Annotated in this window: 25 protein-coding genes; 13 read left to right on the top strand and 12 right to left on the bottom strand. The window is 54.5% G+C overall.

The features are described from left to right. The first annotated feature begins 134 nt into the window (after positions 1 to 134). The 6 genes from SBG41_RS05900 (at position 135) to SBG41_RS05875 (ending at position 4,578) form a co-directional block, all read left to right on the top strand. Complete coding sequence (locus tag SBG41_RS05900; RefSeq protein WP_317894631.1) at positions 135 to 947, top strand: transketolase; 813 nt, start codon at positions 135 to 137, stop codon at positions 945 to 947. After that, positions 940 to 1,899 carry a transketolase family protein gene (locus SBG41_RS05895; protein WP_317894630.1) on the top strand — a complete coding sequence of 320 codons (960 nt, stop codon included), beginning with the start codon at positions 940 to 942 and terminating at the stop codon, positions 1,897 to 1,899. The genes SBG41_RS05900 and SBG41_RS05895 overlap by 8 nt, the downstream gene beginning before the upstream one ends. Next, the gene (locus SBG41_RS05890) at positions 1,887 to 2,927 is read left to right on the top strand and encodes a prephenate dehydrogenase/arogenate dehydrogenase family protein (RefSeq protein WP_317894629.1); all 1,041 of its coding nucleotides are present in this window, start codon (positions 1,887 to 1,889) and stop codon (positions 2,925 to 2,927) included. The genes SBG41_RS05895 and SBG41_RS05890 overlap by 13 nt, the downstream gene beginning before the upstream one ends. 22 nt (positions 2,928 to 2,949) lie before the next feature. Next, a complete protein-coding gene (locus SBG41_RS05885) occupies positions 2,950 to 3,756 on the top strand; it encodes a prephenate dehydratase (protein ID WP_317894628.1) in 807 nt (268 codons plus the stop codon). A 103-nt stretch (positions 3,757 to 3,859) separates the two neighbouring features. Further along, complete coding sequence (locus SBG41_RS05880; RefSeq protein WP_317894627.1) at positions 3,860 to 4,171, top strand: hypothetical protein; 312 nt, start codon at positions 3,860 to 3,862, stop codon at positions 4,169 to 4,171. After that, entirely contained in the window at positions 4,168 to 4,578 is a 411-nt protein-coding gene (locus SBG41_RS05875; RefSeq protein ID WP_317894626.1) for a type II toxin-antitoxin system VapC family toxin, read from the top strand. The genes SBG41_RS05880 and SBG41_RS05875 overlap by 4 nt, the downstream gene beginning before the upstream one ends. Positions 4,579 to 4,703: 125 nt before the next feature. Here the strand turns inward: SBG41_RS05875 and aroC are convergent, their stop codons facing one another. Next, entirely contained in the window at positions 4,704 to 5,846 is a 1,143-nt protein-coding gene (gene aroC, locus SBG41_RS05870; protein ID WP_317896502.1) for a chorismate synthase, read from the bottom strand. A 26-nt stretch (positions 5,847 to 5,872) separates the two neighbouring features. Beyond that, entirely contained in the window at positions 5,873 to 7,168 is a 1,296-nt protein-coding gene (gene aroA, locus SBG41_RS05865; RefSeq protein ID WP_317894625.1) for a 3-phosphoshikimate 1-carboxyvinyltransferase, read from the bottom strand. A 142-nt stretch (positions 7,169 to 7,310) separates the two neighbouring features. On the opposite strand from aroA, the gene SBG41_RS05860 reads away from it, so the two are divergent. The 4 genes from SBG41_RS05860 to SBG41_RS05845 all read left to right on the top strand — a co-directional run bounded on the left by SBG41_RS05860 (position 7,311) and on the right by SBG41_RS05845 (position 10,937). Next, the gene (locus SBG41_RS05860) at positions 7,311 to 8,204 is read left to right on the top strand and encodes a shikimate kinase (protein WP_317894624.1); all 894 of its coding nucleotides are present in this window, start codon (positions 7,311 to 7,313) and stop codon (positions 8,202 to 8,204) included. A gap of 281 nt (positions 8,205 to 8,485) precedes the next feature. Next, a complete protein-coding gene (locus SBG41_RS05855) occupies positions 8,486 to 8,848 on the top strand; it encodes a hypothetical protein (RefSeq protein WP_317894623.1) in 363 nt (120 codons plus the stop codon). A 290-nt stretch (positions 8,849 to 9,138) separates the two neighbouring features. Beyond that, on the top strand, positions 9,139 to 10,230 hold the full coding sequence (locus SBG41_RS05850) for a DUF1611 domain-containing protein (RefSeq protein ID WP_317896501.1): 1,092 nt from the start codon (positions 9,139 to 9,141) through the stop codon (positions 10,228 to 10,230). Between the two features lie 44 nt (positions 10,231 to 10,274). After that, positions 10,275 to 10,937 (top strand): molybdenum cofactor biosynthesis protein MoaE, encoded by a 663-nt coding sequence (locus SBG41_RS05845; RefSeq protein WP_317894622.1) that lies wholly within the window; start codon positions 10,275 to 10,277, stop codon positions 10,935 to 10,937. A 98-nt stretch (positions 10,938 to 11,035) separates the two neighbouring features. On the opposite strand, the gene SBG41_RS05840 is transcribed toward SBG41_RS05845, so the two are convergent. From SBG41_RS05840 to SBG41_RS05830, 3 genes are all read right to left on the bottom strand, one after another. Then, entirely contained in the window at positions 11,036 to 11,965 is a 930-nt protein-coding gene (locus SBG41_RS05840; RefSeq protein ID WP_317894621.1) for an SDH family Clp fold serine proteinase, read from the bottom strand. A 103-nt stretch (positions 11,966 to 12,068) separates the two neighbouring features. Continuing rightward, positions 12,069 to 13,253 carry an MFS transporter gene (locus tag SBG41_RS05835; protein ID WP_317894620.1) on the bottom strand — a complete coding sequence of 395 codons (1,185 nt, stop codon included), beginning with the start codon at positions 13,251 to 13,253 and terminating at the stop codon, positions 12,069 to 12,071. Between the two features lie 204 nt (positions 13,254 to 13,457). Continuing rightward, entirely contained in the window at positions 13,458 to 14,084 is a 627-nt protein-coding gene (locus SBG41_RS05830) for a polymer-forming cytoskeletal protein (protein WP_317894619.1), read from the bottom strand. Positions 14,085 to 14,229: 145 nt separating this feature from the next. On the opposite strand from SBG41_RS05830, the gene SBG41_RS05825 reads away from it, so the two are divergent. Continuing rightward, positions 14,230 to 14,487 carry a winged helix-turn-helix domain-containing protein gene (locus SBG41_RS05825; RefSeq protein ID WP_317894618.1) on the top strand — a complete coding sequence of 86 codons (258 nt, stop codon included), beginning with the start codon at positions 14,230 to 14,232 and terminating at the stop codon, positions 14,485 to 14,487. 306 nt (positions 14,488 to 14,793) lie between these two features. Here SBG41_RS05825 and SBG41_RS05820 read toward each other — a convergent pair whose 3' ends face one another. The 5 genes from SBG41_RS05820 to SBG41_RS05800 all read right to left on the bottom strand — a co-directional run bounded on the left by SBG41_RS05820 (position 14,794) and on the right by SBG41_RS05800 (position 18,478). Next, a complete protein-coding gene (locus tag SBG41_RS05820; protein WP_317894617.1) occupies positions 14,794 to 16,212 on the bottom strand; it encodes a BMP family ABC transporter substrate-binding protein in 1,419 nt (472 codons plus the stop codon). 316 nt (positions 16,213 to 16,528) lie between these two features. Then, positions 16,529 to 16,858: a hypothetical protein gene (locus SBG41_RS05815; RefSeq protein ID WP_317894616.1), complete on the bottom strand. Its 330-nt coding sequence runs from the start codon at positions 16,856 to 16,858 to the stop codon at positions 16,529 to 16,531. 7 nt (positions 16,859 to 16,865) lie between these two features. Further along, complete coding sequence (locus SBG41_RS05810; RefSeq protein WP_317894615.1) at positions 16,866 to 17,081, bottom strand: hypothetical protein; 216 nt, start codon at positions 17,079 to 17,081, stop codon at positions 16,866 to 16,868. 315 nt (positions 17,082 to 17,396) lie between these two features. After that, positions 17,397 to 18,017 (bottom strand): alpha/beta fold hydrolase, encoded by a 621-nt coding sequence (locus SBG41_RS05805; protein WP_317894614.1) that lies wholly within the window; start codon positions 18,015 to 18,017, stop codon positions 17,397 to 17,399. A 302-nt stretch (positions 18,018 to 18,319) separates the two neighbouring features. Then, positions 18,320 to 18,478 carry a hypothetical protein gene (locus tag SBG41_RS05800; protein ID WP_317894613.1) on the bottom strand — a complete coding sequence of 53 codons (159 nt, stop codon included), beginning with the start codon at positions 18,476 to 18,478 and terminating at the stop codon, positions 18,320 to 18,322. Between the two features lie 101 nt (positions 18,479 to 18,579). Here SBG41_RS05800 and SBG41_RS05795 point away from each other — a divergent pair, with 101 nt between their 5' ends. After that, on the top strand, positions 18,580 to 19,461 hold the full coding sequence (locus SBG41_RS05795) for a lipoate--protein ligase family protein (RefSeq protein ID WP_317894612.1): 882 nt from the start codon (positions 18,580 to 18,582) through the stop codon (positions 19,459 to 19,461). A gap of 9 nt (positions 19,462 to 19,470) precedes the next feature. After that, the gene (locus SBG41_RS05790; protein ID WP_317894611.1) at positions 19,471 to 19,764 is read left to right on the top strand and encodes a hypothetical protein; all 294 of its coding nucleotides are present in this window, start codon (positions 19,471 to 19,473) and stop codon (positions 19,762 to 19,764) included. Here SBG41_RS05790 and SBG41_RS05785 read toward each other — a convergent pair. Further along, entirely contained in the window at positions 19,761 to 20,495 is a 735-nt protein-coding gene (locus SBG41_RS05785) for a hypothetical protein (protein ID WP_317894610.1), read from the bottom strand. The genes SBG41_RS05790 and SBG41_RS05785 overlap by 4 nt on opposite strands. A 71-nt stretch (positions 20,496 to 20,566) precedes the next feature. Continuing rightward, positions 20,567 to 21,070, bottom strand: coding sequence for an archease (locus tag SBG41_RS05780; RefSeq protein ID WP_317894609.1), 504 nt, complete (start codon positions 21,068 to 21,070; stop codon positions 20,567 to 20,569). Positions 21,071 to 21,308: the final 238 nt, after the last annotated feature.

The raw sequence follows: 21,308 nt of genomic DNA, 5'->3' as shown, positions 1-21,308 counted from the left end.
CTCTTAGCGTCTTTGAGCCTCATAGGGGCCGTGTAAGCACAGCTTAGAAATATATTTTTACCCCTACACCGGTGTGTTGTGCTGCACGTAGACGCAGACGTGGAAAACCTAGCTCAGCGGAATAGAGGAGGGAGTTGCCTATTGTATCGAGGCTAGAAGTCGTAAAGAGGAGCGGGCTCGTCTCCCCGCGGAGCAGAATCCAGTTCCTGCACTCAGTAGCGCTCCGCGCACGTGATAGAGTTCTCCGAATGGCCTCAGTGGAGAAGAGTATACATGTCGGCTCCTCACTAAGCAGTCTCGATATCCTAAACGCTATACTGGTCGGTAGAGGGCTTCAGCGGACAGGATCCAAACCAACTCAGAGGGACTGGCTAATACTGAGCAAAGGGCATGCCGTGCCAGCGCTCTACGCGCTCCTCGTAGAGCTGGGCAAGCTCTCGGAGGAGGACCTAGACGGGATACGTGACATTGATGGCCTAGAGGGGCATCCGGATAACAGCCTTGACGGGGTTGATGTGTCGACGGGCAGCCTTGGCCAGGGCCTCAGCATTGCGGCCGGGATAGCATACGCGATGAGGCTTGACGGCACCGAGGACGAGCACAAGGTCTTCGTTGTCCTCGGCGACGGCGAGCTCGATGAGGGGCAGGTATGGGAAGCAGCCGCGACGATACCTCATCTCGGCCTACGCAACGTGGTAGCAATAGTGGATAACAATGGATACCAGCTTGACGGGGCGACAAGCGAGATCAAGAACAAGGGCAGCCTTGCCGATAGGTTTCAGAGCCTAGGGTGGCAAGTCCTAGAGGTTGACGGCCATAGCTACGAGATGCTCCTAGAGGCCCTAGAGTACGCGGACGCATCCCCACGGCCCGTCGCTATCATAGCGCATACTCGGAGAGGCAATGGCCTGGGATTACTCGAAGCCACCGGTGGCCAGCATGTCTAGCATGGTTGTAGCAGAGAATCTCGGGGCCATGCGCGACGCTGTGGGCAAGGCGCTGCTATACCTGGGCGACATTGATAGAGACGTTGTAGTTGTTACTGCCGACGTTGCCCGGAGTACGAGGACCAAGTGGTTTGGTGACAAGTACCCGGAGAGGTTCGTTAACATAGGGATATCGGAGCAGGACATGGTTGGCTTTACTGCCGGGCTCGCCTTGGCGGGCAAGAAGCCGTATGCGGCCGCGTTCGCAATGTTCATGATGAGGGCGTGGGAGCAGATAAGGAACACTATTGACCGTATGAGGCTCAACGTGAAGCTCATTGCTACGCATAGCGGGTTCAGTGACCACGGTGACGGTGCTAGCCACCAGAGCCTAGAGGACATAGCGGTCATGAGGGTTCTCCACAACATGGCTGTGGTTGTTCCAGCTGATGCCTTCCAAGCCTATAAGGCCTTGATAAGGCTCCACGAGGTTCACGGCCCCGCCTATATGCGTATTGGCAGGGATTATTCGCCGCAGGTGACTGATCCTGGAGCAGAGTATAGGTTTGGGAGACTAGAGGTGCTGCGCGACGGTAGTGATGTGGCTGTGGTCTCTGCTGGGCCCGTGCTAGCGCATGTGATTGAGGCCGCCAAGATTCTCGAGGAGAAGGGCATCAGCGTTGCTGTAGCCAATCTGCATACCGTGAAGCCCGTTGACGAGGCCGGGCTCGTGGCTCTTGCCCAGCGAACCGGGCTAGTGATTGTCGTTGAGGAGCATTTTCCCCGCGGAGGAGTCTTCGGCGCCGTGGCCGAGACGCTCGCCCAGCACTACCCTGTACCTATCATACCGGTGGCGCCTAGGGGCTACGGCCATAGTGCTAGAAGCATTCTAGACCTCTATGAGCGCCATGGGCTCATGCCGAGGCAGATAGCGAGGAGCATAGCGGAGGCTGTTGAGAGGTGGAGGAAGTAGCTAGAGAAGAGTTGAGGGCCCTTAGGAGCACGTTGGAGAACATTGATACGAGTATTCTACGCCTCATTGCTGCAAGGCTAGGAGTAGTAAGAAGTATTAGCAAGATTAAGCGGAGTACCGGTCTCCCCGTCTACGACGACAAGAGGGAAAAGGAGCTTCTCGCCACGCTGTCAGAGGAGGCGCGTAGGCTCGGTCTCAGCGAGGAGCTTGTTGAGCACCTCTATACCGTGCTTATAAAGGAGTCTCGCTGTGCTCAGCTATACTGTGCTGAGAGGCTCCGGGTCTACATCTACGGCTACGGCGGCATGGCCGCCACTTTTGCCGAGAACCTCTTGCGCGCGGGTTGCTGGGTAGCGATAGGAGGCAGGAGTGAGGAGAAGGCGCAGAAGCTTGCCGAGAGGCTCGGCGCCGTGGCCATGGAGCCTTGTAGGGGCATTGACTGGGCAGACATGGTTATATACGCTGTCCCCGGCTCAGCGGTGCCGGGGCTCTTCAAGGAGCACGTAACGTGTGCTAGGCGGAGCATGCTGTTCACAGACTTGGCTTCAGCGAAGAAGCCCCTAGTGCCTAGGATAGAGGAGATTCTCGGCGGGGCAGAGGATCCGCCAGAGTATGCTAGCCTTCACCCCTTGTTCGGCCCAGTGCACTGCATCGCAGGAGAACGGGTCGCCGTTATCCCGGTGAGGCTTGTTGCATGGAAGCCTAGGCTTATGAGGCTTCTTAACGGCTTGGGCCTCAAGGCCGTTGAGCTAGACCCGGATACACATGACAGGATTATGGCTGTTAACCAGGTGCTCCACCACCTTGTCTACGACCTGTACCGGCTAGCCTCCCAGCGGCTCGCGAGAAAGCTAGGAATCAGCGAGGAGCAGCTGAAGGGGCTCGTAACCAGGAGCCTAAGGAGCACTATGAGTGTAGCTGAGAGGCTTGAGCTTCTCCACGGAGTGGTGGATGAGATTAGGAAGGAGAACCCGTACAGCCGGGAAGCCCTATCGGCCCTGCTTGAAGCCTTAGAGAGCCTATCCTAGAGGGCCTAGGGAGGCGTTGCTGTTGACTGGCAAGCGAGTAGCGTTTCTTGGGCCGAGGAATAGCTTTACCCATATCGCTGCCGAGGAGTTGTTCCACGGATATGAACTAGTGCCTGCAAGGAGCGTGACGGAGGTCTTTAACCGTGTAGAGAACTATGAGGCAGATTACGGAGTAGTGCCGCTGGAGAATAGTCTCGAGGGCCCAGTAGGCGAGACCTTACACAACCTCGCCTCCACTATGCTCAGCATATATGCCGGTATAGAGATGAAAATAGGGCTCGTGCTCGCAAGAAGTGGTGACGGTGCGCCAAAGAGGCTTTACACGCACCCACATGCTTATGGAGAAGCCTATCACTCGGTTAACAAGCTACTAGGTACCTACGAGTATGTTCCGACTTCGAGCACGAGTAAGGCGGCAGAAGAAGCTGCTAGAAACGGGGGCTACTGTATATGTAGCCAACGCGCAGCCTCCGAAAACAAACTAGAAGTCGTAAATAACAACATAGGTCCTGAAAACAACTATACAAGGTTCATAGTCCTCGCGTGGCACGACCAGCCAAGAAATGCGTCGAGAACAATGATTGTAGCTGCTCTTCCCGACCAGCCAGGCTCGCTGCACTACTGGCTTGAACCCTTTGCAACCAGGAACATAAACCTCAAAATGATCTACTCTATGCCGGCCCCCGGCAAACCGTGGCACTATAACTTCTACGTTGAGCTAGAGGGGACAAGGCTCGACAAGAATGTCGCAGAGTCGCTGAAAGAAGTACATCAGAGGAGCCTGTTCCTAAGGGTACTTGGAAGCTACCCATACCATAAGAAGACCTAGGCATGGCAATTCATAATAAGGGTCATAGAGGGCCCTCTTGGCTGCGAGCGTTTTGCATCCATACAGAGACTGCTGTCGCGTTAATCGGTAGAACTAGAAGGCTATGGAGAACGAGCCCCTTATATCGGTATACCTGGGTATATCCTCTATTATCGGGGGTGCAGTGTCTGTTACTGTATCTATTAAGGTTAGGAAAGAACTCGTTGAGCTAGCCGATAAGATGGTTAAGTACGGCCTTGCGAGGAGCCGTTCACACGCCTTTAACATTATGATTGAGCGTGGCCTTGGAAGCGTCATGGAGGAGATAAGGTTCTGGGAAAACGTGTACGAGAAGGTTGAAGAACTAAGGGAGAGGAGGTACCGGATCCGGCACGGTAGGCTCACCGAGCTTCTCGAAGAAGGGCGAAGTAGATGATATACGTGGATACCAATGTGATAATCTCCTACATGGATGAGCTGGACCCTAATCACTCGAAGGCCGTCAAGCTACTAGAGGCGGTGAATGATAAACGAGTTGTCAGCAAGCTAACGCTAGTTGAGCTCGCCTCTGTGTATTCGCGGGCTGGTCTAGAGGCGCCGCTGTCTCTCGCCATATACTCTATTGAGAGTATTGGTGCCCGGATCGGCGAGCTAGATTTCGACGAGGTGCTTCTACAGGCCTCTAGGCTCGCAGACGCTCTCAAGCTTAGAACGCTAGACCTTCTCCATATTGTGTCATGTAGGCTTCTCGGCGCAGAACGCTTTGCGACATTCGACAAAGACATTGTAGCAAAGAGGGAGTTAATCCTACGAGAGCTCGGAATAAGAGTTGAGACCTTGTAGCAGGGGATCGCTGTGCCAAGGCTTATAGTAAAACAACTATCCTCTGAACGCCATGCCCCAGCCCCATGGGCCTAGCTTCCAATACCGTGATAATCTGCCCTAAACACTGTTTACAAACAAATTGGTTACTCCTCCCAGGAGCTGCCTATACCTTCTTCAAGCCAGTGGTAGTGCTCTAGTCTGTAGGAGAGCCATCTCAGTAAGTGGTCTCCTAGTACTAGTGCGGCGACCGCCTCTACTACGGGTATTGCTCTTATCGCTATAGCTGGGTCGTGTCTGCCTCGCCCTGTTATTTCTGCTGGCTCGTAGCTTCTCCAGTCAATTGTCTGCAAGGGCTTTCTTATCGTCGAGGTCGGTTTGAACGCTATCCTCATGACTATTGGTGCCCCCGTTGAGAGTCCGCCTAGTACTCCTCCGCTGTGCCCAGGTACTGGTCTTGGAGTCCCATCCTCGGTGATTACTATGTTGTCGGTCGCCTCTGAGCCCCTCAGCTCGGCTGCCTTCATGCCTACTCCGAGCTCTACTCCCCTAACGCCTGGTATCGAGAAGAACGCCTTTGCCAGCTCTGCGTCCAGGGGCTCTAACGGTGGGTCCCCTAGCCCTGGCGGCGCTCCGAGGATCCATAGCTCTACGAGGCCTCCGAGGCTATCTCCGCTCCTCATCGCGTCTCTAAGCGCGGCAGCCATCTCCTCGGAGGCTTGCGTGTCGTGACAGAATACTGGGCTCTGGTTCCTCGCGTTGCGAGCCTTCTCCAGCTCGTCGGGCTTCTCTAGGCTCTCTGGCTCAGGGCACTCAGCAGGCCCTAGTCGGCGCAGATAAGCATAGAGAGCTACGCCATGCCTACCAATGATCTTCTTCGCTATGGTGCCCGCAGCGACTATTGCTGCCGTAAGCCTTCCCGAGAACATGCCGCCGCCACGGTAATCGTTGAACCCCATGTAGCGGAGCCTTGCTGTGAGGTCGGAGTGCCCGGGTCTGGGACGGTATCGCACAGTTTTCTCGTAGAAACTGCTATCGATATCGCGGTTGCGAATAATTGCAGCCAGAGGGGCGCCAGTAGTATACCCCATGTAGACTCCGCTCAGTATCTCGACGGTGTCGGGTTCTCGTCGGGGGCTTGTCAATAATCTTCCGGGACGGCGAAGAGCCAGCTCCCGGTTTATCTCGTCAGCGTCGAGCGGTATCCCCGGCGGAACTCCTTCAAGCACAAAGCCCACGCAGCACCCGTGGCTCTCCCCGAACAATGTAAACCTGAGAAGCCTGCCCATCGCCAAGGATACTCATCCCTCTTCAACTACTTCTCCTCAACTATCCTCGCACCAAGCTTTTTCAAAGCATCCCAGAAACCGGGAAAGGACTTAGCCACGACACCTGGGTTTCTGATAACCGTTTCCCCTGCTGAGGCGAGGCCCAAGATGGCTGCCGCCATTGCTACCCGGTGGTCCCCATGTACATCGTAGACGACTCCGCCCCTTAGCCTGCCACATGCACCCCTAACTACTATGCAGAGCCCCTTGTCCCCTTCCTCGAGCCACGAATCTACGCCACTACGCCTCATAAGGTCTAGGATTGCCTCTACGCGGTCACTCTCCTTGAGCCTAAGTCTCTCCGCACAACATATCCTCGAGTAACCGCATGCAATTGCCGCAAGCGCAGCCAAGACGGGGCCTAGATCGGGATAGTCTTGAATACGCGTTTCGAACCCCTCTAGGCGCCCAGTACTCCAAGCCTCAGCATAGTTTTCTCTAACCCTTATGCCAGCGCCCATAGATCTTAATATGTACGTTATCGCTTTATCGGGCTGGGGGTCCGCCGGGTCAAGCCCCTCCACGCGTACGTGCCCAGCAACGGCTCCTGCCGCGAGCAGTGCCGCTGCGCTGCTCCAGTCCCCAGGCACGACGTATGTAACTGGTACCGGCTCACCGACTACGTGGAACCACCGATAATCTTCGCGCTCAACGCTTACACCGTAGGCTTCAAGGACGCGAATAGTTATGTCAACATATGGCTTTGACTCAAGATTAGTAACAGTTATGTCTAGCTCTCCCAACCCTGCCCCGAGCATAAGGAGTGCTGAAACATACTGGCTACTCTCCCTTGCATCAACCTTGACATGGCTACCTCTAACCGGCCCCTTGACTACATGTGGCGGGCAGCAGCCTCGCGAAACAATATATTCAGCGCCAAGACTTCCAAGGGCCTCGAGCAGCCCTTTGACTGGGCGCTCGTGGATACGGCCACGCCCATAAACTAGTACAGGCTTGTCGAGCAGGCCTAGCAGAGCCGTTACCAGCCTCATTGTCGTACCTGACTCGGCTACATAGATAACTGGGGCCCAGCGCAGCCCCCTAGCGCCATCAGATACTACTCGTAGGGCGTTATCAATGCGCCGTGCTTGGGCCCCTAGGGCTCGAATGGCTGCTAGAGATGTAGCAGTGTCATTGCTCCACAGGGGGTTGACTATGGTGCTTTCGCCTCGTGCAAGCAATGACGCGAAGAAGGCGCGATGCGAATAGCTCTTAGAGGGAGGAGCCCTCACTGAGCCGTCTAGGATCGATGGCCCTAGTAGTACTATGCTCTCGTTAACCAAGGCTTGTAAACACCCTCCTAGAAACCACATGGCCTCCGCGCTGGCTTGGATAGCTAGGCCTTCCTGGCTACTCTGACACGGGTAAGGGGGCTCCTTTAATTAGGCTCCCGGTTCTCCCACTAGTTGCTCAGAGGGGTCTTGCGTGGAGACAGCCCGAGGCAGAGCCCATGGAGCCATAGGGGTTGTGAACGCGATAGGCACGGGAGGGCTCGGAGCCGCCACAGCAATAGATCTTTGGCTCAGCGTGGAGGCCTGGAAGTGTAGTAAGCCAAGGGGCTATACCATTACGCGGAGCACACGCGTCGAAGTAGACAAGGCAATCCTCGAGGCAGTAGCTGATACACTGAGCAAGCACGTAGGTAAGGGCATTGGCTCACTCTGCATCCGCGGCATCTCGGACATACCTCTTGAAGCAGGCCTCAAGGGGAGCAGTGCTCTCATAAACGCGGCCCTAGAGGCTGGGCTAAGACTGCTAGGCTACCAATCGTCTCTGCTAGAGCTGGCCAAGCTTGGAGTTGAAGTAGCTAGGGCGGCTGGGCTAACGATTACTGGGGCCCTCGACGACCACCTTGCTGTAAGCGGGTGCGGCACCTATGCAACGAATAACGCTTCGCAGCAACTGTTAAGACACATCGATGGCCCCGAGGGCCTAGTCGTAATAGCTGTACCGGGGAGACGAAGCATAAAGAGCATAGACAGGGAAGCATTTGAAATATACCAACCACTATACCTCGCGGCATGGAGGCTCCTCGAGGACGGCGACTGGGGCAAGACAGTACTCGTAAACGGTGTAGCCACAGCGTTAGCGACGGGAACGAGTGCTGAGCCCTTATTCGAGCTAATAAGAAGCGAAGCCGAGACAGCAGGCATCTCGGGTAAAGGACCAGCAGTATACGCGTTCAAGAGTACTGGCCCGATAGGGAGCCTCGTGGAGAAGGCAAGGAAGCTCTTCCCTAAAGTAGTTGTAACGAAGACTATAAGCTGCAGCAGCTATACTAGAAGCAGCTATCCCGCACTAAGCTCGCTAAAGGATTAAGCCGTCCATGCCCGCTCGGGGCTATGCTACCACCCCTTTTCATCCAAGCCGCGCAATGCTACGCAGGGGCTCAGAGAGTTTTGAGAATAGTAATTTGTTTCAAATTCCTATCGATGCTTACCTCTTAATTCAGATAATTGATTCTTTATAATATTTGTTTTTGAAAAAATAGTGTTTATTATTTTACTTGAAATACATATAGTATCAATTTATTCATTTTTCTTACACAAGCGTTAAACGTATACGGGTGTTAAAGAACACACATATACACGGTGAAAGGTGTGTCAGAGCAGAAAGCTCTCACAAGAAGCACACAAATGACCACGAAAGTACCAAGCTACGCTCTGTGGACCGCAGCCCTAGGAGCACTCCTCATACTCATAGACGGTATCGCAGTACTTAGCACGGGCAACTTCTATGGCTGGCACTACGGATCCGCAGCCGTAACCGGCTGGACTGAAATAATCCTAAGCATTCTCATATTCATCACGCTCTACTGGTACAATAAGCACCCTACCGCCGTGGGATGGACTGTAGCAATACTATCACTGATCACCCTACCCTTTGACGGAGGATTCTACACACTAGGTGCATGGCTCGGCCTCATAGGCGGCTTATTGATAGCCTACAAACGCACTATATAATCACGTACTTAAGATAGTTCAAACCCCATACCTTTTTCTTTCCCTTCTCTACACTTTTCGCGACACAGGTACCCGGTTCTCAAGCCATTACTGATAGGCTATTCTCAAAGACTCGATACACCTCATAAGAGGTCTTAGCGCATATAGTCCTCGTATCGTCCCGTTAGCGTAGAAAGGCTATGGCTGCGACGCTGTGTAAGGTATGCTATTTCTACCGTAATTAGCGCCTTTATGCTTATATTTTGCTGCAACAATGCCTCCATGGATCCTAGGTGGCTTCTGTCTTGCCGATGGTTTATCACAGGGGGCGACGCAAGGCAATAGTTTATGCCGATGGCGCTTACGGGTTGCCAGAAGGTAAGACTGCCCACGACCTTGTTATCTTTAATGGAGGGCTGCTCTGGGACATAGTGGCAGTCGTTGATAGGCGTAATGCGGGTCGTGATGCAGGAGAAGTACTAGGTATCGAGGAGCGCGGCATACCAGTTGTAGGGTCTCTTGGCGATGCTCTGCGCTACCAGCCAAGCGCGTTAATTCTTGGAGCTGCGCCCGTAGGGGGACGATTGCCGGAGGAGTGGCTCGACGACATCGAGCGAGCCCTCAGCCTCGGCATAGACGTCTATAGTGGGCTCCACACCTTCCTCTCCGACATACCGCGGCTGAGGAGAGCGGCCGAGTCCTCTGGCGCGAGGATCGTTGACGTGCGTAAGCCTGACCCAAGTTATCTCAGGATCTGGGATGGAAGCGTATTATTAACGAGGGTTATCCGTGTACTCGTCGCGGGAACGGATTGCGACGCGGGCAAGAATATTGTGACGTATACTCTCTACGAGGAGCTAGCTAGGAGGGGAATAAGGGCCTGCATGGTTGGGACTGGGCAGACAATGCTACTCCTTGGAGCCCGCGGCATAGTTGCTGACGCAGTACCGAGCGACTTCGTCGCGGGGGCCGTAGAGAAGGCTGTTGTCGATGAGGCTGAGAGGGGCTGCGAGGCAATCGTAGTTGAGGGCCAGGCAGCGATAAGCCACGAGGCTTACGGCCACGTATCGTTGGGGATCCTGCGCGGGGCGGCACCAACACACATCGTTATAGCACACGTGCCTGGGAGGACCACGAGAGCTGGGTTTGAGCATGCTGCAAAGCCCTTACCTGTTCCCGAGCCCCGTGAGGAGATCTTGTACCTTAGGAGCCTCAATCCCTACCCCGACATGGTTGTAGCCGGCATAGCGCTGAATACTAGCATGCTCGGCGAGGAAGACGCGAAAAGGCTAATCGAGAAGTATAGCAGGGAGTACTTGGTACCCGTTACTGATCCGCTACGCTTCGGTGTCTCTGCCGTAGCGGAGAGGATTCTGGAGACACGAGTTTCGGGGACACCGTAAAGAGCCTCTAGAGGGGTATTACTGCTTTCTCGGAGACAGGGACTATGCCCCACCTGCGCGTGCTCCGCTTCACCGGCCTGGATATCAGCGAAGAGGAAGCGGATACAGCTGCTTCGAGGGTCTCGGAGATCGCTACCGAGCTGGGACTAGGAGAGGACTACGCCATCGCTTGTAGCGGCAAGATTCTCGACCCCCAAGACGAGGTGCCCTCCAATACGGCTTGCTACGCCCTTGTGCCCAAGCCGGGCGTCCTCGTCGCCAGAGTCATTATGCCGGAGGAAAACATGTCCCTTGACAAGCTTGTAAAGGCGATGGCGCTCCGCGCAACTGTTCTCGGAGGCGGCGCAGTAGTAGGATTCACGGGGTTCGTCAAGGGCTATGTCAACGGAAACCGCGTAGACAAGCTAGTCTACGACGCATACCGGGAGCTTGCGGATCGAAAGCTCTACGAGCTGGCAGCAAAATATGCCGACGTCCCAGGCGTGATAGACGTGGCCGTACTACACTACATTGGGGAAAGAAGGCCCGGAGACTACACAATCCATATCCTCGTATCAGCTAGGAGCAGGCATGAAGCATTCCACACAGCAGCCCTACTCCTAGAAGAGGTTAAGCACAAGGCACCGATATTCAAGCTCGAGGAGAGAAGCGACGGAACATACTGGGTTCTAGGCGACGGTGTCCGAGTTAAAAAGATGGAGTCGTAGCGGTGCTGCATTGCCAAGAATATGCTACTTGGCGAAAAACCCATTATCTTAGGCATCGAGGTAATAAAAAGAGAGACTTGTTTTACACATTGTTTTCTCTAGCCGAGGAATCGTCTCACGATCACCGCTACTCCGCGAGTATTTCCGCCGTGCTGCCTATGGCTTGGCGTTGGCAGCGGCTGCGGTATGTATTCTACTCCGGGCCGGTTGCCTGGCGCTTGTGGATACAGCTCCATTAGCTCATAGACCTCTGGCGGTACCTCGGTCTTTACTGGCAGGCCTAGCTCCCTCGCCTTCTCAACGGTTATCGGGTAGTCGTGTGTCCACCTGCCCTCTGTCAGTATCTTTGCGAGCTCCTTCGCCTTATCCTCGCCCATTTTGTCCTTGAGCAGCTCTACTATGGTTTCCTGCATCTCCATGATGGCCTTCTCGGCGACGTCGGCAACGATGAGCGTTGTGTCGGCGGCCTTGTCCTTCTTCATTTTGGCCACCTTCACTATGCTTGGCGCCGGTACCACCGGGCCCTGTGGCCCAAGTGCTAGCTGGGGGTCAAGCGGGCCAAGCACCGCGTTCGGATCCATCAGTATCTCGTCGGCCGCTAATGCTATGAGTGTGCCACCGCTCATAGCGTAGTGGGGCACAATTACTATTTTCTTGCCGGGGTGCCTCTTGAGAGCCATTGCTATCTGGCTAGCGGCTAGGACGAGGCCTCCCGGCGTGTGGAGTATCAGTGCTATGGGCTTGTCTGGAGGCGTGGTCCTTATCGCGCGGAGCACTGCCTCGGAGTCCTCAATGTTTATGAACCTCTGTATCGGTATACCGAAGAACGATACTCGCTCCTCGCGGTGAATCATCGTTATTACGCGCCACCCGTACTTCCTCTCCATTTCCCTAATAAGGGACAGTCTTGCCGCGTGCAGTCTCCGCATACTCATAACGGGTTCAAGCATCAGTATTAGGAATAGCAGCCAGAATAGCCACCATATCACGTCGCCGAAGCCATACGTCGGCGCAGCACCGTCTGCCAAACACTTCACCAGTAGACAGGTATAGCTATGAGTACATATAGGTATATCTTTTGCACAATACTGTCGGTGGAGCCAGTCATCAGCCCAATGGGCGATGAGGGGATTAACTCCTTTTGCGGCGAAGAACAGCATAGATTATGACGACGAGTATCATTAATGCTGATGAGAGTAGGTATGGTGAGCCCTTGCAGTACAGGTGTATCAGTGGCGTAGTCTCACACGCCGTGTGCTCGTAGAGATAGCCCGCAATTATGGGTGAAATTACTTGCCCCGCATTGTTCAAGGTATTCGAGAGCGCTACGAGGGATGCAGAAGCTCCGAGCAGTACAGCGTTACGCGTCAATGGTAGGCTTCCGCGAGTAGCCATGTTCATCAATACTATTCCCGTGAATGCTGCTAGTAGCTCCGGCGATGCAAGCAAGACGCCACCAACAGCTCCAGTGAGCAGTATGAGTACGAGTGCTCTGCTTACACCGACCCGGTCGGCGAGCGGCCCGATGCCGAGCCCTGCTGCGAATGATGCAACACCTGCGACTGCGAGTACGGAGGCCAGCCCGCGGCGACTAAGCCCGTATACCTCGCCGAGGTAGATGTAGAGGAACTCTCTCAGAAGACCCGAGGCAAAACCTGCTACAAAGGCCACGACGAGGAGCAGCATAACGGTCTCCCCCATAACGGTTTCACGCAGCTTTTTGCCTCGACGCCTCTCTCTCCCAGACCTAATTGCTGCAGGAGCATAGCTTGCAGCAACCACCATGAATCCAGCCGCGACGAGGAAGAATAGCACCGAGACGCGCAAAACACCTGCATTAGAGAACGGGAGGAAGCCATAGAGGGCTTGGCCAAGCGTTACCCCTAGAAACCCCATTGCGAAGTAGATGCTCATAGCTGTATTGCTCCAGCTGCGCGCGAGAAGCGAGGTCGTGGTCTGGGCAAGAGGCCAAACCATTCCTCCAAGAAGGCCCCACAACCCGTTGAGCACGAGGGCAGTAAAGGGGTCTGTTACAAGGGACTCAGTATACACTATTAGCGCTATCAGTGCGAGGGGGAGGGGGAGAAACAGCCGAGAAGCCGACGGCCAAGCATCAACAATGACGCCGGTAACGAGGGACGAAACAGCCCTAAACACCATGAACCAGCTGGTAAGGCTGGACGCGACGAGCACCGATGTACCCAGGTCGTAGCGCAGATACCTCGCCAACGCAAGCCTCGCTAAACCAGCACCGGCACTAGCACTAGCAACGGCCACAAACACGGCTAATAACACTGCTAGCTCGCGGCGCTTCACTCAGATGCTCCCTCGTCTACGTAGACATAGAAGCCCTGGCTGAAAACACTAGAGGTGTCACCAAAGCACACTGTCTTTACTGTAGAGCCGTTGCCGGGTCACTAGGCAAAATCAGTGCATAAGCTACTCAGCCTTTAAAGCCTCGTGGCAGAATGGTGGAGCCTCAGCGTAGAGCCAACAACCCCTAGGCTGAGAGTCTAGTGTCTAGGGGGCTTCAGCCGAGAGGCGCTCTATCCTAGTTACACGATCTACCTCGGCGCCCTCCTCCGCAACGTATTCCTTGACGTAGCGCAGTTCTCCTACATAGGCTCCCCGCTTAACAATAGCCTTCTCGGCCTCAACGTAATCAGCCTCAGCGTCTTTCTCGATGACAACCTCTCTGGCAATGATTCTCTCAACTTCAGCCTTCCTCTCAACAACAACCCTATCAGCAACTATTGTTCCACGAACCTTCGACTTCTTCCCTATGATGACGCTTACCGCCTTTATATCACCCTTAACGCTTCCATGGATCTCTACTTCTCTCGCCTCTATCACGCCGCTCTTCAGCGAGCCGGAGACACTGAGCGAGCCAGTCTTTATCGCTGAGGCCTTCATTGAGCCGGAGAAGTCTATCTCCTCCGCAACAACTTCGCCTTCCACGTCGAGGCTGCCAGCCGCACGAATACTCTTAGCCTTCAGCCTGCCCTTCACCTTCCCCGAGCCCGATACTTTGAAATCCTCCTCTACCTCTACGTCGCCCTCAATGCTAAGCGAGCCCGCTACGTCGAGGACTCGGAACGATATAGGGCCGCGGAGCTTGACGCTTCCACCAACCTTCAGCTCGCTCACAGCCTGGACACCTCTACTCCGGGATACTAGGACTAGGTGATTACCCGGTATATGTGGAGGCCGTACGACTCGTCCGCAAGACATGACTACAGGCCCAGCTGGTAGAATTAGAGCGGGAATCCATAAGGGAGGTGCAAGTAGCTCCGTGAAGAGGTGCCGCCACGACATTGTAGCAGATATTCTCCGAGCCCTTGCCTCACTGACACCGAAAAACGTTAACCGCTTGGCACTGGAGGCAAATCTTTCTCATCGAAGGGCCCGAATACTGCTCGAAACCATGGCCTTGAGGGGGCTAGTGCAGAAAGACGAAGAGGGCAGGTACGTGATAACAAGCAGGGGGTTTGAGTGGCTACGCCTCTATGAGCTACTAGTAGAGATGTATGATCCGCCTGCACTCTCCTGAAAACCCTAGAGTTGTAGCGCTAATTCCTAGCCTCCTATGGGAGGACAAATGATTGAGCTACTACAGCATCTACTCCGTAATATTAGCCTAGCAGGGCTCGCAGCATGGCTGGAAACAGCTTGTCCAGCGAGCCCCCGTCTATAAGGAATTGAGGTCATCCCTGTCTCCTTAACTATGGAAGCGGTGGAAGCTGTAGCGGCGAGACATGATTCGTGAAGAAGCATAGTGTTTTGACCCTAAATAGTTTGAAGAGAAAAAGCAGGGAAACAGACTAAGCAAAGACTTGTTGCGAGAAATCGCTGCCTCTTAGCTGCCTAGGGTTATTATTTTCTCGTAGAACCAGTTCATCGTGTTGCATGTCTTTGGCTGTTGCTCGGTGAAGCACTTGTCCCAGCACCTTGTGCTGCATCCCCATAGCTCGTTTCTTCCCCATCTCTGGCCCTCTGGCACCTTTACCTCGACGTCTCCGATCTTCTTGCCGGTCGCTGGGTCTATTGTGTAGCCCCTTATCGGGCCAGTGAACGGCTCAAAGAGCAGCTCCTTCATATCCTCGTAGAGCCTCTTTATCTCATCCATGGCCTTCGCAGGGATGACGCTGGTGTTGAGCGGGGCTAGGTAGACTGCGCCCTCGTGTCTCCCCGCTGTCGAGCGCTCTGGTGGCCTCCTCCACTTTATCGGGGTGAAGTCGCCTATCCTTGCCCACACGTCTTCCTTCTCCGCTGACCCGGCTACGAGCTTTGATAGGAGATAGGTGTAGATAGGTGCCCAGTCGGCTACTTGGCCAGTCAAGTGGTGCTCTACGACTCTCTTCGCGTTGGGCGAGGAGGCTCCCTTGCCCTTGGTGAAGTATTCGAGCATGTTGCTGTAGTGGCTGAAGCTGTAGGCGCCGTACTCTGCCGCTGTTTCTAGCACTGCTGTGGAGTCCTCGGTGAATGCGAGCACGTCCACGTTGTACTGGTTTATGAGGGCTGCTGCGTACTCTCTTGCCTTGGATGGGTTGAACCATTCCCTGAGGGGTGCGGAGACGTAGATCTCGAGCTTTTCGCCGCTACCGCACTTGCCCATGAGCTTGGCTCCGTGGACTGCGCCGAGGGCGAAGGCATTGATGTGCCTTACTACCTCTGGTATGAGGAATGCTGGGACGTAGCCGACCTTGCATGTCTTGGTTACTGCGCCGGCGGCGATACCGTTGAGATAGTATAGCTGGTAGAACTCTGCGAAGTATGTCGCGACGTTGGGCAAGTCTTTGAACATTTCCCAGGGCCCGCTGCAGTGATAGAACATTATGTCAGGGTACTCCTTGGCCAGCCTCCTAACAGCGTCGAGAAAGTCGAAGCTCGTGGCAAAGACTGCGTCGAAGCGCTCTGCCTCCAAGGCGGCTTTTATTCTCTCATAGGCCTCGCCGCCCGACACTTTCTCCAAGTACTTGGTCTCGACGAGGCCCTTCAGAGCCTTCTCGGCCGCGCGCCTACCGGCGTCATGGGCGTGAGTCCAGCCATAATCGCCTATGGGGCCCACGTAGACCCAGAGAGCCTTAATCTTCCTACCGCTAGCCTGCACGGTCTTAGTAACCGTTGTCGTAGGGGCAGCGCCCCCGCCGCCAACAGTCTTGGTGACGGTGCGTACACCGCCACCCTTCTTAGCAGCATAGCCGATTCCGGCCCCGACAGCTAAGCCTACAATACCAGTGCCGAGGAGCTTGAGGAACTCTCTCCTAGAAGTCAACCCGGCTCCAACCCCCATGAAGAAAGGCTCCGTGCGCTGCAAGAGAGTTTTAAACAAGTGCTAAAACATAGAGACAACAGCAAAGTTACAATAATTAATGTAAAAACACCAATTTGGATTAAGGATCAGAACGGATCATGCTCCTAAGCTATTCGCCATTATCACAGAACATCCAATGGCCTAGAGAATGCACAACAACGACGCAAAAAGGAGCAACCCTGCTTCAAAAATAAGAGAAGTAGTGGCGGATCGACTATATGATATTACTAGACAAGGATCTAGGGCCGCAGCACAATTAAGAACAAGTTCTAATGCCTTACCCACCGATTTTCTTAACCTCTATAATGCAGTACGGGTCATCGACTGATCCATGTTCTTTTTCTAGTCCCTGGTACTTGGCGTTGAGCACTTCCTCGAAAGCACCCGCCATCATACCGGCCTCTAGGTGGCAAATCTTCTTGCCTTGCAATAGGAGTTTTTCAGCAGAGCCTTTAACTAGTGCTATGCCGGCCATGCTCGGCGGGTTCTTCATTTTTATCACTGCGTGTTTGGAGTCGAACTCAGCAATCTCTATTTTGCCGAAGCCGAGTTCTTCTAGGAGCCCCGCGTACTCTTTGACTAGGTTCTCGACATTGGCTTCTTCCACGTGTTTTTCAAGTCTCGTCTTTAGTTCTTCTACGAGTCCCTGCCCCTATTTTCTTCCCTATGTAGTATAGTGGGGCGCTCGCTGCTGATTCGCCTACGAGACCAACAATGGCGTCAATGATTGCCGCGTAGGCTCGCATAGGGATGAGGATGTAGCGCTCCTTGCCTGCACCTATGTGTAGCTCTGCCTTTTCTTTATCGAATTGGAGCTCCTCTGCTGTCAAATCATTCCACCTCGGCTCCTTGTAGCTGTCCCATTACATATGTATACTCATAGCCATGACTTTTAAAACCAACTGTAAAGCCTTGACGGCCTGTATGAGATCTATTGTTTCTAAAATATTTTATATCTATGCTCTTTAAGACCGGGGTCATATCATCTTAGATAGCCGGCTTGGGCTCATTAAGAATGTGCAGGCTGCCTATCCTGGGCGCTAGTAGTTCGCGGGAATAGAGTAATGATAGGAGAGAAAACATGTCTAGAGATTCCTTCGGCTACTAGAGGGTTTTCGCCATTTGCTGCGCTGGCTACGAAATCATCAGAGCTGTATGCTATTGAGGTATTCGCTGAGCACTTTCTTGAATTCTTCTGGGCTATCCCTGTGAGCCACGTGCCCGGCCCTAGGTATCTCTACGTATGTCGCGGAAAGGGCTTTCACAACTCTCTCTACCGCTTCTTTTGTCGCGACAGTGTCTCCGGTGCCTCTGACTACGAGTACTGGTCTTCCTCGTAGCTTTTCAGCGGCCTCTGCCAACAGCTCGTCGGCGCTGCGGCCGAGTGCTGGGCCGACAAGTACTATTCCTAGTACTTGGCCTGGTCTTCGTGCTGCTAGCGCTAAGGCGTAGCGCGCACCCATGCTTGCCCCGACTGCTATGAAGCGCTCTATCCGTGCCTCGGCCAACGCCTTTTCCGCTACCTCGAGGTTTGTTTCAAGGCTCTGCGTTTTCTTGGTGCAGCTCGTTGACTTCCCGTACGGCATGTCGGGCGCAGCGTAGCCCCATCCCCTCTCGGCCAGAAAGCTGGTTATGCTTGGCTCGGACCAAACCGTGTAGCGGAAGCTGTAACCGTGTAGTAGGAGCAGGCCTTTACTGTCCCGGCTTTCCTCGATCAGTGCTTCGCACGTGGTCTTCTCGGTGCTTATCCTAACTATGCGCGGCACGGCGCTGAACCCCGCTTCTTACGAGTAGTGTTCTCTGTCGCCGATATTGTTTCGGCGAGGAATCCAGGCATAGGAATAGGGATAATCGTTGCTCAACTAGTGCTTGATTACGATGATTATTTTGAGCCTTGGCCTCGTCTTGGAGAGGGGTGTAGATGCGATGTATAGTCTGGTAGAAGTAGAGGTACTACCCTCTATTACTTAGCGGGTGGGAGAATAGAGGAAGCAGAAGAGGAGGGGAGGGAATACTCGGCAAGCGCCTTTGGACTCCATGTAACCCTAAGTGTGCTTGGCAAGAAGATCTATGGTACGGGGTTCGATGAGCTGAGCTGTGAACAAGTCGCCGCGATTATTAAGAGCCTTCTCCCATCACGGGAGAGGGATGCCTTAGCACTTGCATGCATGCTTAAAAGCACGCCAAGCGCTGGGGGCACAGCACCCATGGCTTTAAGCAGGTCCATTCTCCGGACCCAGTGCATGTAGTCAACGCGACGCCGTCTAGCAGGACGGTAAGCCTAAAGCTCCTCAAACCCTGTTCTCAGTCTTTGCCTGGGTCCGCGACATGGGCATACTCCGGGTTTTTGTAGCTGAGTGGCCTCGTAACCAGTTCTTCAACCTCGGCTTCGAGGAGGCCTTTTACCGGGTCTTTAGCGGAGAAGGCGGCGTGCTACGCTTCTGGAGGAACGACCGGGTTGTCGTGATTGGTCGGCACCAGTGCGCCGCCCTAGAGGTGAACCCGGATGCTCTCCGCGACATGGGTGTGAAGCTGGTACGCCGCTTTACTGGCGGCGGCGCCGTCTACCATGATCTTGGTAACATAAACTACGCGCTCGTCGTCAAACAAGGCGTGGCGGGGGCGAGAACGGTTGTTGACCTTTTCCACTTGGTCGGAGAGGCCGTTGCTGATGCGCTTAGCTCTCTTGGCGCCAACAATGCCTACTACCGTGCACTCAACGACGTCGAGATTGATGGGAGAAAGGTCTCTGGGCTAGCTGGCACCAGTGCTCCCGGCAAGCTCTTCGTCCATGGTGCTCTCCTGGTCTCAAGCGACTTGGCTATACTCGGCCGGGTGCTGAGGATCTCGAAGGAGAAGCTCTCGGACAAGCGCTTCGTCGGTAGCAGGGTTAAGAGGGTTATCACGCTCGAGGAGGCCGTGGGGAGGAAGTTGGAGCCCCGCGAGGTATACTCTGCGATAGCAGATGCGCTCGCCGAGAAGCTTGGCCTGGAGAAGGAGTGGGGCGAAGCATCACGGGAGGAACTGAGAGAGGCTTTGAGGCTCTATCGCGAGAAATACTCTAGGCCTGCTTGGAACCTCAAGTACCTTGGTTTCGTGAAGGATTCGCTTAGCGGGGACGAGGCAGAAGCACTCATGTGGGCTGCTCAGCCCGATCCGGAGCAGGAGAAGGTTGCAGAGGAGGTTAAGGAAGTGCTGGGAGGGAGGTGAAGGGGAGTAGTGAAGCTGCTCTGTGGTGAGAAGAAGCACCCTGGCGGCAAGTTAGCGAGAGTATGCATCAGGATTGATAAGGATAACGTGGTGTGCGGCGTGCTGCTTAGCGGCGACTTCTTCGCCGACCCCGAGGACGAGATGGAGAAGCTCATAGAGAGGCTCGAATCCTTAGAAACTAGTAGGGATAAGGTAGTAGACGAGGTGGAGCAGGCGCTCCGAGGACTACAGGCCACGATATACGGCGTGACAGTGGAGGATATACTGGAGGCGCTGAGAAGGGCGCTTTCACAGGGAGACTAGCCAGTAGCCTTTATCGCGGAATCAAGCACGAATCCCACCGGCATGGCGAGTAGTACACGCTCTTCCCAGCCAACAAGTCTAGCTGCAACACCTTTCTCTACGAGGACGTGCACGTGGTCGAGATAAGCTATTACGGGGTCGCTCCCCTTTCCGGCTATGCGCCAATATCTCTTAGCGTCCTTCGCCGCGAACTCTTTGCGGAGCCCAAGTATCTCGTCCGGGGAGCAGCCTCGTGAGATGCAGTCAATGGCCTCCTTCACTGAGGTGGTATAGCGGTCTAGGATGCTGTACCCCGCTATCCTCATGTGCAGCCTAGCAGAATTGAGGTCGGCGATTCCGCCCTTGACTATTCCTACTACTAGGCCCGCGCCTTCTAGTTCTCCAAGACTCCCCTGGGTGACGTACAGGGGTGAGGCGTAGACCAGGCTTAGGAGAAGAGACTCCGCGAGACAACTATTGATCCTCTCCGCCAAAGCGTTACCCGCCTCCCGAAGGGCTTCGCGCAGCTTCTCTGTCGGAGGCTCTAGTACGTGGAACGGGTTACCGCCAAGCCTTCCCTCAAAGACGTTGCCCGCGGCCTCCACTATGCAGCTGGCAACGCCTATGTCGCGGTAGCGGTAGCGACGAGTAATCCACCCAACATAGGCGCCGTGGTCGTCGTTGGGGAGAGGAGCATAGACTCCCCGAAGGTTGCGGACGAGGAAGACGTATTCCTCGAAGCCTAGAGGCACGTCGTCAACACCGGGACAGAATCTCTTCCTCGGATGCAAAGGAGGACTATTAGGGGGCGAAAAAGCTGGGCCTAGATATCTACCACGAATTGTACCCTCCAGCACCCGTTCTCCTTCACTATCTCCATCATCGCGTACGTCATCGCCTTTACCACTGTCCTGGTTGGGTGCTTGCCGGGTGTCAGTTTCTCGCCCCAGGCCTTTGCCCTGAGCCTGAGGATCAGGTTTCCTTGCTCATCGGCGGCCTTCTCTATGGGCTCCACCTTGAACTTTGAGAAGACGAGGCCCTCGCTATCAGTATAGAACAAGAGATCCTCTATCCAGCGATAGAGTAGCTGCTCGAGATCCTCGCCCTCATCCTCTATGCTTCTCTCCTCAAGGGGCTCAACCTTAGACGTGTCAGTTATTACCTCGTAGACCCCTATTGCTGCCTGCTCAAAGGCCTCCTCTATAGTCCTGCCCTTAGCAACTATTATCACGTCGGCAGGGTGCGGGGCATGAGCCCAGCCCGGACACGGTGTCTCGGCTATAACTTTCCGAAGCTCCTCAAGAATATTCTCCGTGACCTCGGCCATGTCTATTCCCCTCCTGTTCTTGCTTTGCCCGGTATGTTTTTCTATATGTTCTCTAGGCAGAGTAATGAAGCTTCCTAGTAGGGGGGTCACGGGCATTGTTCTTTTCTGGGCTAGAGATTCCCCTGAGACTCGGCTACGCGGACAAGCTTGCAAAGGCGTCATAGCTAAATCAAGCACGATGAAGGCAGCCTGGGCTGAAGAGCTACGGCACCCACTTAGGCAAACTATATGGGGGGCT

This window comes from Pyrofollis japonicus, assembly GCF_033097485.1.
In the GTDB taxonomy this organism is placed as follows: Archaea; Thermoproteota; Thermoprotei_A; order Sulfolobales; family Pyrodictiaceae; genus Pyrofollis; species Pyrofollis japonicus.
This window is presented reverse-complemented; position numbering and strand designations above follow the sequence as displayed.

Coding starts and splice junctions, on each gene's coding strand:
- SBG41_RS05895 (WP_317894630.1), top strand. CDS start 940: ATGTCTAGCATGGTTGTAGCAGAGAATCTCGGGGCCATGCGCGACGCT.
- SBG41_RS05880 (WP_317894627.1), top strand. CDS start 3,860: ATGGAGAACGAGCCCCTTATATCGGTATACCTGGGTATATCCTCTATT.
- SBG41_RS05875 (WP_317894626.1), top strand. CDS start 4,168: ATGATATACGTGGATACCAATGTGATAATCTCCTACATGGATGAGCTG.
- aroC (WP_317896502.1), bottom strand. CDS start 5,846: ATGGGCAGGCTTCTCAGGTTTACATTGTTCGGGGAGAGCCACGGGTGC.
- SBG41_RS05850 (WP_317896501.1), top strand. CDS start 9,139: ATGGTTTATCACAGGGGGCGACGCAAGGCAATAGTTTATGCCGATGGC.
- SBG41_RS05845 (WP_317894622.1), top strand. CDS start 10,275: ATGCCCCACCTGCGCGTGCTCCGCTTCACCGGCCTGGATATCAGCGAA.
- SBG41_RS05800 (WP_317894613.1), bottom strand. CDS start 18,478: ATGGACCTGCTTAAAGCCATGGGTGCTGTGCCCCCAGCGCTTGGCGTG.
- SBG41_RS05795 (WP_317894612.1), top strand. CDS start 18,580: ATGGGCATACTCCGGGTTTTTGTAGCTGAGTGGCCTCGTAACCAGTTC.
- SBG41_RS05780 (WP_317894609.1), bottom strand. CDS start 21,070: ATGGCCGAGGTCACGGAGAATATTCTTGAGGAGCTTCGGAAAGTTATA.